General features: G+C 68.3%; 12 protein-coding genes. 6 read left to right on the forward strand and 6 right to left on the reverse strand.

Annotated elements, in window-relative coordinates:
- Positions 1–186: 186 nt before the first annotated feature.
- Both H5J31_RS29525 and H5J31_RS29530 read left to right on the forward strand, forming a co-directional pair.
- Positions 187–1587, forward strand: a complete 1401-nt coding sequence (locus tag H5J31_RS29525) for a helix-turn-helix transcriptional regulator (RefSeq protein WP_181775934.1) — start codon at positions 187–189, stop codon at positions 1585–1587.
- An 85-nt stretch (positions 1588–1672) separates the two neighbouring features.
- Positions 1673–2500 (forward strand): phosphotransferase family protein, encoded by an 828-nt coding sequence (locus H5J31_RS29530; protein ID WP_268880908.1) that lies wholly within the window; start codon positions 1673–1675, stop codon positions 2498–2500.
- 215 nt (positions 2501–2715) lie between these two features.
- On the opposite strand, the gene H5J31_RS29535 is transcribed toward H5J31_RS29530, so the two are convergent.
- The 5 genes from H5J31_RS29535 to H5J31_RS29555 all read right to left on the reverse strand — a co-directional run bounded on the left by H5J31_RS29535 (position 2716) and on the right by H5J31_RS29555 (position 8086).
- Positions 2716–4797, reverse strand: coding sequence for an ATP-binding protein (locus H5J31_RS29535; protein WP_181775935.1), 2082 nt, complete (start codon positions 4795–4797; stop codon positions 2716–2718).
- Positions 4798–5154: 357 nt separating this feature from the next.
- Positions 5155–6186 (reverse strand): copper resistance D family protein, encoded by a 1032-nt coding sequence (locus H5J31_RS29540; RefSeq protein ID WP_181775936.1) that lies wholly within the window; start codon positions 6184–6186, stop codon positions 5155–5157.
- Positions 6183–6746, reverse strand: a complete 564-nt coding sequence (locus H5J31_RS29545; protein ID WP_181775937.1) for a copper resistance CopC family protein — start codon at positions 6744–6746, stop codon at positions 6183–6185. Before H5J31_RS29545 ends, H5J31_RS29540 begins: the two co-directional genes overlap by 4 nt.
- Positions 6747–7523, reverse strand: coding sequence for a YcnI family copper-binding membrane protein (locus tag H5J31_RS29550; RefSeq protein ID WP_181775938.1), 777 nt, complete (start codon positions 7521–7523; stop codon positions 6747–6749).
- Between the two features lie 71 nt (positions 7524–7594).
- On the reverse strand, positions 7595–8086 hold the full coding sequence (locus tag H5J31_RS29555) for a hypothetical protein (protein WP_181775961.1): 492 nt from the start codon (positions 8084–8086) through the stop codon (positions 7595–7597).
- Positions 8087–8389: 303 nt separating this feature from the next.
- On the opposite strand from H5J31_RS29555, the gene H5J31_RS29560 reads away from it, so the two are divergent.
- From H5J31_RS29560 to H5J31_RS29575, 4 genes are read left to right on the forward strand one after another with little or no spacing between them, the layout of a single operon-like run.
- Complete coding sequence (locus H5J31_RS29560) at positions 8390–9037, forward strand: ABC transporter permease (RefSeq protein ID WP_181775962.1); 648 nt, start codon at positions 8390–8392, stop codon at positions 9035–9037.
- The gene (locus H5J31_RS29565) at positions 9024–10208 is read left to right on the forward strand and encodes an ABC transporter ATP-binding protein (protein WP_407925072.1); all 1185 of its coding nucleotides are present in this window, start codon (positions 9024–9026) and stop codon (positions 10206–10208) included. The genes H5J31_RS29560 and H5J31_RS29565 overlap by 14 nt, the downstream gene beginning before the upstream one ends.
- Entirely contained in the window at positions 10205–10981 is a 777-nt protein-coding gene (locus H5J31_RS29570) for an ABC transporter permease (protein WP_181775940.1), read from the forward strand. The genes H5J31_RS29565 and H5J31_RS29570 overlap by 4 nt, the downstream gene beginning before the upstream one ends.
- Before the next feature lies 1 nt (position 10982).
- A complete protein-coding gene (locus H5J31_RS29575; protein ID WP_181775941.1) occupies positions 10983–11957 on the forward strand; it encodes a glycine betaine ABC transporter substrate-binding protein in 975 nt (324 codons plus the stop codon).
- A 117-nt stretch (positions 11958–12074) separates the two neighbouring features.
- Here H5J31_RS29575 and H5J31_RS29580 read toward each other — a convergent pair whose 3' ends face one another.
- Positions 12075–12539 (reverse strand): DUF6474 family protein, encoded by a 465-nt coding sequence (locus H5J31_RS29580; protein ID WP_181775942.1) that lies wholly within the window; start codon positions 12537–12539, stop codon positions 12075–12077.
- Positions 12540–12623 lie beyond the last annotated feature (84 nt).

The raw sequence follows: 12623 nt of genomic DNA on the forward strand, positions 1-12623 counted from the left end.
AGTGATGTGAAACCGAGTGCGATAGAAGGTCGAACCGCCGTCATAGCGGTGACCGGACGAGGTTTCACGGTAAGCGGTCAAACGACTTCTGCCGGGCCGATCACGACGGGCATTCCGGTGTTTCACACGGTTGAATAGGTGTGCCTACGCTGTTTCTCGACCCCAACGGAACTGTGAGGGGGCGCAATGGACGCCAGTATCGGTGGCGGCGCTGTCGCCGGCTCGGACTCGAGCCGCCAGAGTCACCCCGTGCCGCCGGATGCCTGGGAGCAGCCGGAGATGCGAGCCGCACTGGCCACACGGGAGATCTCCGCCGTGTACCGCCTATTGCGCAAGCACGGTGTTTCGCAGCGCCAGATCGCCGCGATGACCGGCCAGTCGCAGTCCGAGGTGTCCGAGATCCTCAAAGGTCGCCAGGTGATGGCGTACGACGTGCTCACCCGCATCGCTGACGGCCTTGGTGTCCCACGGGGATACATGGGTCTCGCCTATGACGAGGCGACAGCGATCAAGGTCGTCGGCGCTGCCGACGGCCAGCAGGCGGAGGAGGACGAGTCCGTGAAGCGACGGAGGTTCCTCGCGCACGCCGCCCAGGTCACGATGGGTGCGGCGGTGTTCGGTCCGGAATCGGGTACGTGGTCGGCGGGGCCGGCGAAGACGCCCGCTCCCGGGCGGATCGGCATGACCGACGTCCGCCAGGTCGAGGCCGCCACCAGAGCCCTGCGGTCCCTCGACTACCAGTACGGCGGCGGTTTCTGCCGGGACGCCGTGGTCGCGCAGCTGTCCTGGGGACAGCAGATGCTCGAATCCAACGGCACCGAGATGGTCAAGAACCGGCTGTTCGTCGCGCTGGCCGACCTGCACAGCCTGGCGGGCTGGACGTCGTTCGACACCGGCCTCATGGACTCCGCCCGCGGTCATTTCGCGAACGCCCTCGACCTGGCCAAACAGGGGGACAACCACCCGCTCGTGGCCAACGTCCTCTACCGGATGGGCCGCGTCTACCTGCACCAGGACGCCCCGAACGACGCGCTGAAACTGTTCCAGCTCGGCCAGATCGCCGCCCAGGAATCGGGCTCCGAACTGGCGGTCGCCGTGCTCTGCGCCAACGAGGCGTGGGCCTACGCGATGATGGGCAACGAGGAGCAGGCCGTGAAGCTGCTCGGCCGGAGCAAGGACGAGTTCGCCCGCGCCGACATCGCCGCCGCCGAATCCTGGGTCAAGTTCTTCACCGAGACCGACGTCTACGCCATGATCGGCACCGTGCACACGGTGCTCGCGTCGAAGAACGCCGAGCACACCAAGTACGCGATCCCGGCGCTGACCAAGGCCGTCGAGTCCTACGACGACGACATGGCCCGCAGCAAGACGTTCATGCTCAGCGCGCTGGCGACGAATCACCTGCTCGAAGGCGATCTCGATCATGGCGCCAAGGTGGGTTCCAAGGCCGTCGACTGCGCCGAGGGCATCAAGTCGGAGCGGGTGAAGGACCGCATGCGGCCGCTTCAGGTCGAGGCGGAGCGCCGCCGGAACAACGCCGACGCCCGTGACCTCGCCGAACGCCTCAACGCCTTCTACGCCGCCTGAGCCGACCGGGTCCGGGGCGCCCGGGCCGGACGGCCGGTTCACGCCGGACAAGCTGCATGACGCCCTCGGGCGTACTTGCGCGCTGCTGGGGGTGGATCCGGCAGGCGCCCGGCTGCTGAGGTTCACCAACAACGCCGTCTACGAGCTGGCGAGCGCGCCGTTCGTCGTCCGGATCGTCGGCTCCACCCTGCTGCGGCATCGCGTCGGCACGGTCGTGCGGGTCGCGCGGCATTTCGAACGGCACGACGTGCCGGCGATCCGGCTCCTTCCCGGCTTCGAGCAGCCCCTGCGGGTCGGCGATCATCTCGTCACGGTCTGGTGGAAAGTGCCGCCGACCGGCCGGAAGGCGAAGTCCGCGGACCTCGCCGCGCTCCTGCGCCGCGTCCACTCCCTCCCGCCGCCCGACGGGCTCGCCGAATGGGCGCCGTTCGCCGCGGTCCGCGCCCGGGTTTCGGACGCGGAGGAGCTGTCCCAGGGCGACCGGCGGTTCCTGCTGGAGCGCTGCGCCGAGGTCGAGGAAGGGCTCGCGGCGCTGGACTTCCCGCTCCCCAGGGGCCTGGTCCACGGCGACGCGCACACCGGGAATGTGATCCCCGGGCCCGACGGGCCGGTGCTGTGCGATTTCGATTCGTCCTGTGTCGGGCCGCCGGAATGGGACCTCACGCCGCTCGCCGTCGGCCGTGAACGGTTCGGTGATCCACCGGCCCGCTATCGCGTCTTCGCCGAGCGGTACGGATTCGACGTCACCACGTGGTCCGGCTTCTCGGTACTGCGCGCTATCCGTGAACTGAAGCTCACCACGAGTGTTCTCCCGATTCTCCGGAGTCACCCCAGCGTGCGTGATGAGCTGCGAAAACGGTTGGATGATCTCCGGAACGGGCATACCGGCGCCCGCTGGAACCGGTATCGGTGAGTCACCCGGGAACGGTAACTTGCACGTGCATTCGCCGACGCCGAATGACCGTTCGTCGCTTGCCCGAAATCACCGATCAAACGGTGACGAATTCGGCTGGGCTAATCACTTCTATTGGATCAATGCTCCCCCAAATGTGCAACTTGCAGCTACGCTCAGTTATTTAGCGCGCTGAGTTCACCTGGGGGTTGTTCACCGATCGGTGTCTTCGAAGATCAGAGACGGGCCAAGCGAGCACGCAGTGCGTCCGCCTCCGGGCGACCGAGGCCGACGAAGATGGGCAACGCCTGGTCGTAGTACCGCCGGGCCTCCTCGGTTTCGCCTTCCGCCTCGGCGATCTCACCGAAGGCGTGGAGCGTCCTGGCGACCTCGAACCGCGATCCGGCGGACTCCATGGTGGCGCGCGCCGGTTCGAGTTCGGCCCGTGCGGCCGCGAGGTCCCCGGTGACGGTGAGGGCGCGGCCGAGTTCGATCCGCGCCCGGGCCACGTTGTAGTCGTCGCCTTCGAGGATGTCGCGAGCGCCGGCGAGGTCGCGGATCCCGGCTTCGGGCTGCCCGGCCCGGACGCGGGTGGCGCCCAGGTTGATCAGCGCGAGCCCGACGTCGTGCGAGCGCTGCTGCCGTTCGCTGAGCCGGTGGTCCTCCTCGAACCACTTCACCGCGTCATCGAGCCTGCCCTGTTGCAGGGCGACCAGGCCGAGACCTTCCACCGAGCGGATCTCGACGACGTGGTCGTCGCCGGACTGGGCGGCTTCGCGGCCCGCCTGGTAGTGCCCGACGGCTTCGTCGTAGCGGCCGGTACCGCGGCTCGCGGCGCCGCTGCGGTTGTGCATCAGCGCCAGCGCGGACGAGTTGCCCCACGCCCGCGCGCAGCGCACACCGAGCTCGCTGACCCGCAGGAAGTCGGGATAGTGCTTGCGCAGCAGGAAAAGCGGCCACATCGCGGCGGCGAGCTGCCAGCCGAGTTCGGGCAGCTCCCCGTCCGCGGCCGTCTCGACGGCGGCGATGAGGTTCTCGCGTTCCAGCTCCAGCCAGTCGAGCGCCTCGTCGGAGGAGCCGAAGGTGACCGGCGCCGACGGCCGGTACTCGTAGCGGTACGGGATCGCGTCCTGATCGGGCGTGGTCAGGACGGCGGTCGCCGACGCCGCGGCCAGGTACCACTCGAGCATCCGGCGGACGGCGATGTCGCGGTCGTACTCGTTACCCGCCGTCTTCTCCTTGGCGTGCAGGCGCGCGAGGTCGTGGAACGTGTACCGGTCGTCGCCGCGGTCGATCAACAGTCCGACGTCGACGAGCTGGTCCAAGAGGTCGTCGGCGACCTCGGGACGGACGGCGATCGACGCCGCCGCGACGCCGACGCCGAAGTCGGGGCCGGGGTGCAGGCCGAGCGCCGCGTACAGGGCGGCCGCGTCCGACGGGAGCTCGTCATACGACAGGTTGAAGCTGGCTTCCACCGATTGAGCCTCTTTCGTCGACAGCGTGGCCAGTCGACGATATTCCTTCCGCAGCTCCGTGGCGATCTTCTCCAGCGACATCTTCGGCCGGGCGGCCAGTTTGGAACTGATCGTGGTGAGCGCGATCGGCAGACCGCCGCACAGCTCGGTGATCTTCCCCGCGTGTTCGGCTTCGGCGCCGACCCGGTCGGTGCCCACGGCGCGGCGCAGCAGTTCGGCACTGTGCGCGGAACCGAAGGGGTTCAGTTCGACCAGCTTCGCGCGGTGTTCGGTCTGGAGCCTGCCGAGACGGCGCCTCGACGTCACGATCACGAGGCTGTCCGCGCAGGCGGGCAGCAGTGGCAGCACCTGCTCGGTCGAACCCGCGTTGTCGAGCAGCAGGAGCAGTGGCCGGTCGGCGGTCGTCGTCCGGTAGAGGGCGGCGAGTTCCTCGACGTCCGCGGGCAGCCCCGCCGGCGGGACACCCAGCGCGCGCAGGAACCGGCCGAGCGCCTCGCTCGCGGTGAGCGGGCCGTTGGTGCTGAACCCGCCCAGATCCGCCCAGAGGTGTCCGTCGGGGAACCGGTCGCCGAGACGATGTCCCCACGCCGTCGCCAGCGCCGTCTTCCCGATCCCGCCCTGACCGCTGATCAGTTGCACCGTCGGGCTGCCACCGCCGTCTTCTTCTTGGGACAGCAGCTTTTCGAGCAGACCCAGCTCGGCCGTGCGGTTGGTGAAATGCGCGGGGGCGTTCGGCAGCTGACGCGGTCCCGAACTCACCTGCCGGGTGAGTTTGCCCGCCGACCGCTGGCGCGGTACCTCCGGTGCGCGGACTTCACCTTCACCCGGGATCGGGCTGCCCATCGATCATCCCCTCTGTGGGTTACCCCAGCGACGCGTAGAGCATCGCGGGCATGATCCGGAGAGGACAGCGAAACCGGCCAAATGCGGCCGGATGGAGCAAAGCCGGTAACAGCTTTACGTCGTGGGGCAAGGCAAAGATCCTGTAGCACTTACGCTCTAGTTGGGTTACCCGCTAGCACCGCTCAGCGGTCGCGAAAGGCCTCGCGGTCAGTGTCCCCAATGTCGCATTAGAGACGCTCAGTGTCTCTAATGCGACATTGGGGACACTGGTCGTGGGCCACTCCCGCCCGCCCGCCCGCGAAGACGCCATGTTCACGATGTTGAGGGTTGTGAAAGTGCCCTTCGCAACACCGAGGCCTAGGACGTCGGGACGACCGGGGCACGCGTGAGGACGACCGCGAAACCGAACGCCAGCCCCATGACGGTCAGTTCCAGCGTCGCCCAGGCGGCCAGCGCCGTGCGGTTGTGCCGGACGATCTGGGGCATCAGCTTCCACCGCGTGTACGCGCCGAGTCCCGCGATCACCCCGGTGCACAACAGTTTCAGCAGCACCAATTGTCCGTAAGGCGTGGTGAACACGCCTTCCCAGAACCCGAGCGACGGGTTGAGCGAGATCTCGATCAGTCCGTTGAACAACCCGGTCGCCGCACCGAGGATCAGGCACAGGGTCGCCAGTTTGGAGAACCGCGGCAGCGCGTGCGCCAGCAGCGTCCGGTTCCCGACGAGCAGCACCGCCATCGCGCCGAGCCCGCCGGTCCAGGCGACGGCGCTCATCACGTGCAGTTCCATCGAGATCATCGTGTAGTCGTGGTAGTTCCAGTTCGACGCGTGCCCGGTGACCGGCAACGGAAGCAGCGCGAACAGCCCGAGTCCCACGCGGACCTCGGCGGGCACCTTTTCCCCGTGCTTCAACGCGAGCACGCCGAGTCCCGCGTGCAGCAGCGCCAGTACCGCGACGATCAGCAGCGCCTTCCCGGCGCCGACGTCGGCGATGTAGCCGCCGACGTCCGAAATGGACAGTGTGCTGGATCCGGGCCGGTACTCGGCGGTCTGCAGGATCAGCGCGACGAGCGCGGTCGTCGCCCACACCAGCGCCGCCGCGACACTCGCGGGCCGCGCGATGCGCATGATCGGCTCGGAAAGCTTCGGCCGGTCGTAGCCGACCAGCACCGAAAGCAGCGCGAGCCCGATCGTCGCGACCGCGGAGATGTCCAGCAGTACCCGCACGATCGGGATGGAGACCGAGACCGCCTCGCTGACCTGCGCCACTCCGGGCACCGGCGCGGTGGCCGTCAGCGCGACGCCGATCAGCGCGCCGACGATCGCGGCCGTCACCACACAGAACAGGACGGCGACGCGGGCGCGCGAGGTGGTCTCGGCCTGTGTCATGACCCGCTCTTCTCCTTGTCACCGGCGCCGGTGCGCAGGGCGACGGTCAGTCCGACGGCGAGCAGTACGACGGCGCCCGCGATCCACACCCAGATCGGTACCCCGGACGAGCTTTCTCCGCCGGTCGCCGGAGTGGTCGTCGCTTCGCCGCCGCCGCTCCTGGCCGCGTCGACGGACGCCGGTGTCCCGGTGCCCGCGGCGGTGAGGGTGAACGGCACCTCACCGGTGACGGCGTGGCCGTCGGCCGAAAGGATCCGGTAGCCGATCTTGTACTCGCCCGCCGGGCCGAGTGGCCGCAGCGGCACTGACACGACGCTGTCCCGGACCTCGACCTGGCCTTCGGCCCACTGTCCGCCGCCCGGTCCGATGACCGCGATCTGGTTGACGTTCGCGGCCTGGACGTACTGGTCGAACGTGAGCGTGATCTTCGCGGGCCCGGCGGCGACCGAAGCGCCCTTCGCCGGGTCGGACGAGATCAGCACGTTGTGCGCCAGCGCAGGGGTGGCGGTGGCGAGCCACGCCACCCCTGCGACTGCCAGCGCGATGAGCGCTTTCCGCATTTATTCGGTTCCCTCGGTGTTGCTGTTCTTGCTGGAAGCGGCGGCCGTCGCGCGACGGGCGCGCAGGGTGGCACCGGCGCCGACGCCGAGACCGAGCGCGCCGACGACCAGCCCGGCGCCGCCGAGCCAGCGGGCGGTGTTGTCGGACGACGAAGAAGCCTCGTGCGAGTCTTCGGCCTTCGCGTCGCCGCCGTGCGCGCCGCCGTGTCCGTCCGCGGACTTCTCGGCGAGCTTCACGCTCGGCGCGGGGTGCTCCGGCTCCTCACCGTTGGCCGGGGTCGGCTGGTTCCACTCGACGACCTTGCCGTTCTCATACGTCTGGGTGGCCGGGAACTCCACCGCGTCGAGGTTCGTCGGGAACGCGCCGGCGCTGATCTGGAACTCCTGGAACTCGGTCGAACCGGCGGCGATCTTGGTGCCGGGCTGCGCGGTCCACGAGACCTTGGTGACGGCTTCGGTGATCTGCGTGCCGGACGGCGTGGTCACCGGGCTGGGCAGCTTGGACTTGACCACTTCGGCGGTCCAGCCGGGGATCGGCTTGGTGCGCACGGACCCGAAGGCGTACTCGGGCTTGATGGTGATCTCGACCTTGACCGTGCCGGCGTCCTTCTCCTCGTTGGGGACACGGAAGAAGATCGAGCCGTAGCCGCCCTTCGACGGCTGGGGGCCGTAGACGTTGGCGGTGACGTGGGCCGAAGCGACCCCGGCCGACAGCAGACCGGTGATACCGACGGTGGCGGCCAGGAAACCGGCGCGCTTGAAGACGTGCTTGGACACGAAAACTCCTGAACATGAGTGAAAAGGCGGGTTCGGGGACCTCGCCGGAGTAAGGGGGGATGAGCTGCGGTTCAGGAGAACAGTGGCGGGCCGCGCCTGCCGTGGACCCGGCGCAGGTCGACCCCGACCAGGTGACCGGGGCCCGACGGCCGGGCGAGTACCGGCGACGGCGTCGCCGCCGGCACCGGGAGCGCGTTGAGGATGAACGGGACCAGCGCGCGCAGGCAGGCGAGGACCCCGAGCAGCAGTCCGTCGGCCTTGGCCAGCAGCAACGCGGTGACCAGCGTGGCGACGACGTGCGCCGCGGTCATCGCCAGTCCACCGGAGACGGGGGCGGGTTCGTCGTGCATCAACTCGTGGCTGCTCAGTGAGCTGAGCACGAGGTGCATCACGACCTGGCCCGCGCCGAGATCGACGATCGTGGCGAGCGGGCCGCGGGCCTTGGCGGCGAGCGCGGCGGCGTTCCAGCCGATGAGCACGGTGAGCAACAACGTCATCGCCGTATCGGGTACCTCGCCGTCCCCGATCACGTGAGCGGTCACGGCGAGCGCCGCCGAGCTCACGCCGAGCAAGCCGCCACGCACGGCGCGTAACGCGCTCCGGTGATGACGTGGCTTGCTCACGGGGTGAAGGGTATGCGACGTCCGGCCGAGCGGTCGATGTCCTCCCGGCTGTTGAGCAGTGAGAAAGACGCTGGCCGGACGGCGCGTGCGGTTGCCCATCTAGGCCATATGGGGAAGGTTTACAGGATAAAAGGCGGTAAACAGGGGTTTGGCCGCGTGTGGTTTGGGTAGTCAGGCTCCCGATACAGCTACTCCGAATGGGTGAGGACTCTCACTCAGAGGCGGCGGGAGAACCAGCACGCGATGAACCTCTTCGAGTACATCTCGGATCGGTGGGACAGACTCGCCCTCCAGGGGCTCCTCCATGTCAGCGCGGTCGTGCAGTGCACGATCCTGGCCGCCGTGCTCGGCGTGCTGATCGGTGTCGCGGTCTACCGCAGCCCGGTCGGGTCGGCGGTGGCCACGGCGCTGGCGAGCACGATCCTCACCGTTCCCTCCTTCGCCCTCCTGGGTCTCCTCATCCCCGTGCTCGGCCTCGGCGCGAACACCACGGTCGTCGCGCTGGTGCTCTACGCGCTGCTGCCGATCGTCCGGAACACCATCGTCGGGCTGAGCGGAGTCGATCCGGCGGTCAGTGACGCGGCACGCGGGATCGGCATGAGCCGGGTCGGCGTGCTGACCAGGGTGGAGCTGCGGCTCGCCTGGCCCGCGATCCTCGCCGGCATGCGGGTCGCGACGCAGATGCTGATGGGCATCGCGGTCATCGCGGCCTACGCGAAGGGCCCGGGCCTCGGCTCCGAGGTCTTCTCCGGGCTCACCAACGCGGGGAGCACGAACTCCCTCAACCAGGCACTCACCGGGACGCTCGGGGTGGTCGTCCTCGCGCTGGTCCTCGACGCCGTTTACGTCCTGATCAACCGTTTGACCGTCTCTAGGGGTGTCCGTGGCTGAGTCTCCTGAAAACGTATCCGGCGTCGAAATCGAGCTGGAGAACGTCAGCAAGCGCTACCCCGGGACCCGCGAGCCGGCCGTCGACGAGTTCTCGATGGTGGTGCCCGCGGGCAAGATCGTGGTGTTCGTCGGCCCGTCCGGCTGCGGCAAGACCACCACCATGCGGATGATCAACCGGCTGATCGAGCCGACGTCCGGCCGGATCACCATCGGTGGCGACGACGCGCTGAAGCTCGATGTCGACACCCTGCGCCGTCGCATCGGCTACGCGATCCAGCAGGCCGGTCTCTTCCCGCACTTCACCGTCGCGCAGAACATCGCGGTGGTGCCCGGTCTGCTCGGCTGGGACAAGAAGAAGGTCAACGACCGGGTCGAGGAGATGATGGACCTGGTCGGGCTGGACCCGGCCGACTTCCGCGACCGCTTCCCGCGTCAGCTCTCCGGTGGACAGCAGCAGCGTGTCGGCGTCGCGCGGGCGCTCGCGGCGGACCCGCCCGTACTGCTGATGGACGAACCGTTCGGCGCGGTCGACCCGATCACCCGGGGCAACCTGCAGGACGAACTGCTGCGGCTGCAGACCGAACTGAAGAAGACGATCGTCTTCGTCACCCACGACTTCGACGAGGCCGTGAAGCTCGGCGACAAGATCGCGGTGCTCGGCAACCAGTCGAAGATCCTCCAGTACGACACCCCGGACGCGATCCTCGCGAACCCGGCCGACGACACGGTCGCCGGTTTCGTCGGCGCCGGTGCCTCGCTGAAGCAGCTGACGCTGCTGCGGGTCCGCGACGTCGAACTGAAGCAGGACGCGCTCACGGCGGCGGTGAGCGAATCGCCGTCGGACGTCCGCGAGAAGCTGACGCAGCAGCGCAAGCATTTCGTGCTGGTCCTCGACCAGCGTCGTCGTCCGATGCGGTGGGTCCACGTCCGCGAGCTGACCGCGGCGACGTCGCTGGCCACCGCGGGCAAACCGCTGCGTGACTCGGTCAGCCTCCAGTCGACACTGCAGGACGCGCTCGAAGCGATGCTCGCCGAGGGCGGCAGCGTCCCGGTGACCGGCGCCCGCGGCGAGTACGCCGGGACGATCGAGCTCGACACCGTCATCTCGACGATCCAGCAACTGCGCGAGGAGCACTCGGACGACAACCCGGCGGAAGGTGTGACCGCATGACGGCCGTCGATACCGGGTTCTCCACCGAGTCCTCGTCCAGAGGCGCCGAACGGGTCCGGCTGTTCGCCCAGCCCGCGGTGGTGCTGCTGATCGTCGCCGCGGTGCTCATCTGGGTGTTCGCCAGCGATCTGACCGCGACGGAGAAGGAAACCCTCAACGCCACCGGCTTGCTGGAGGCCCTGCGCGACCACCTGGCGATGACCGTCGTGGTCACCGCGATCGTGGTCGCCGTCGCCGTACCGCTCGGCGTACTCGTGACGCGGCCGTACGCGAAGTGGGCGGCACCGGTGTTCCTGGCGGTCGCGAACATCGGCCAGGCCGCGCCCGCGCTCGGTGTGCTGGTGCTGTGGTTCATCGTCACCGGCGCGACCGGCGGGCTGTGGGTCGCGGCGCTGCCGCTGGCGTTCTACTCGCTGCTCCCGGTGCTGCGGAACACGATGGTCGGCCTGCAACAGGTCGACCCCGCGCTCATCGACGCCGGCCGCGGCATCGGCATGTCGGCTTCCGGCGTGCTGTGGCGGGTCGAGTTCCCGCTGGCCGTCCCGCTGATCCTGGCCGGCCTGCGGACCTCGCTGGTCCTGGCCGTCGGCACGGCGACGTTCGGCATGTTCGTCAACGCCGGTGGTTTCGGCCTGCTCATCGACACCGGCTACAAGCTCAACCTGACGAAGGTGCTGGTCACCGGTTCGGTGCTCGCCGTCGCGCTGGCACTGCTGGTGGACTGGCTGGGCGCGGTGGCGGAACAGTTCTTCGGACCGAAGGGACTGCGCTGACATGCGATCGAAAGCACGTCGTTCAAAGGCACTGTTCGGCGCGGTCCTGCTCTGCGGCACGCTTTCCGCGTGCGGACTCGAGGTCAACACCGCGCTGCCGTACAAGATCGAACCCGGTTCCATCCAGCCCATCGAGGCGCTCAAGGGTGTCGAGGTGACGGTGGGGTCCAAGGACTTCACCGAGAACATCATCCTGGGCTACATGGCCGAAATGGCGCTTTCCGCGGCGGGCGCGGACGTCGTCGACCTGACCGACATCAAGGGCTCGAACTCGTCGCGGCAGGCGCTGCTCGCCGGCCAGACCGACGTCACCTGGGAGTACACCGGCACCGGCTGGATCAACTACCAGGGCAACGAACTCCCCGTCCCCGGCGGGGAACAGGCCCAGTACGAAGCCACGAAGGCGGCCGACGAGGCGAAGTACGGCGTCACCTGGCTGAACTACTCGCCGCTCAACGACCAGTACGGCTTCGCGGTCACCGAGGCCTACGGAGCCCAGAACAACTTGAAGACGACGTCGGATCTGGCGGCGTTCCTCAAGCAGAAGCCCGACCAAGGCGTGTTCTGCCTGGAGACCGAGTTCACCAGCCGTCAGGACGGCTTCCCAGCCGCCGTCCGCGCCTACGGCTTCCAGAACCCGGTGATCAAGAACTTCGGCATCGGCACGATCTACTCGGCCGTCGCCGGCGGGACCTGCCCGATCGGCGAGATCTTCACCACCGACGGCCGGATCGCCGGACTCGACCTCCGAGTCCTCGAAGACGACAAAAAGGCGTTCCCGCAGTACAACGCCGTCCCGACGCTGCGCACGGACTTCCTGAAGCAGCACCCGGAACTGCGTGGACCGCTCGAAGCCGTCGCCGCGGCCCTCGACAACGAGCAGATGATCGAACTGTGCAAGCAGGTCGACGTCGACGGCCGAGACCAAGGTGAAGTCGCCTACGAGTGGATGAAGAAGAAGGGCTTTATCTCTTAGCCCACTCTCGAACCCCTCGCGCGTGCAATGAACGGCCCGTTACTTGCAAAATTTGCAAGTAACGGGCCGTTCATTGCACCGAAGCACTCGAAGCAGCGAAGCAGCCGAAGCGCCGCGTCAGATCCCCAGGCGGTGCAGGAGCTTTCCCTCAAGCTGGTCCAGCTCCCCGGCCACGGCCCGGTGCGCAGCCTTCCGCCGCGCGGCAGGCATCCGCTCCGAAGCGCGGACGGTCGCCGAAAGCTGCTCCAGCGTCCCTTGAGTGTCCTTCGCGAAGGACACGTCGGCTTCTGTCGCCTTCGCGGACTTCCGCAGTTCCGTGAGTCCCTGCGTCAGCCCGGCGATCCGCGCGTGCAGCGCGGCACCGCGTCCGCTGAACTCGCCGAGCTGGTCGACCGCGACGCCGAGCTTCTTCGCCTGATAACGGTCGTATAGCTCTCGCGCGGCACCCGCCGCTCGAACGGCGTACGGCGCGATCACCGGCAGTACTGCCGGACCGAGCACTTTGGCCACCGCGACGGCGTTCTTCGCCTTCTTCGGGGTGATCCTGCCTTCGGCCTCGACGGCTTTGGCCTTGCGCGCCATGGCACCTCCCACGCTGTGTCACAGTCGAACTTACTGGTCCCCGAAGTGGCGGGCATGTCGGCTTGCCGGTCGCCTTCTAGAGTG

The organism is Amycolatopsis pittospori (assembly GCF_013870525.1).
GTDB classification, from domain to species: domain Bacteria; phylum Actinomycetota; class Actinomycetes; order Mycobacteriales; family Pseudonocardiaceae; genus Amycolatopsis; species Amycolatopsis pittospori.

Bases quoted from the DNA above. Each gene is read 5' to 3' on its own strand.
- H5J31_RS29525 (WP_181775934.1), top strand. From the start codon at position 187: ATGGACGCCAGTATCGGTGGCGGCGCTGTCGCCGGCTCGGACTCGAGC.
- H5J31_RS29535 (WP_181775935.1), bottom strand. From the start codon at position 4,797: ATGGGCAGCCCGATCCCGGGTGAAGGTGAAGTCCGCGCACCGGAGGTA.
- H5J31_RS29540 (WP_181775936.1), bottom strand. From the start codon at position 6,186: ATGACACAGGCCGAGACCACCTCGCGCGCCCGCGTCGCCGTCCTGTTC.
- H5J31_RS29545 (WP_181775937.1), bottom strand. From the start codon at position 6,746: ATGCGGAAAGCGCTCATCGCGCTGGCAGTCGCAGGGGTGGCGTGGCTC.
- H5J31_RS29560 (WP_181775962.1), top strand. From the start codon at position 8,390: ATGAACCTCTTCGAGTACATCTCGGATCGGTGGGACAGACTCGCCCTC.
- H5J31_RS29570 (WP_181775940.1), top strand. From the start codon at position 10,205: ATGACGGCCGTCGATACCGGGTTCTCCACCGAGTCCTCGTCCAGAGGC.
- H5J31_RS29575 (WP_181775941.1), top strand. From the start codon at position 10,983: ATGCGATCGAAAGCACGTCGTTCAAAGGCACTGTTCGGCGCGGTCCTG.
- H5J31_RS29580 (WP_181775942.1), bottom strand. From the start codon at position 12,539: ATGGCGCGCAAGGCCAAAGCCGTCGAGGCCGAAGGCAGGATCACCCCG.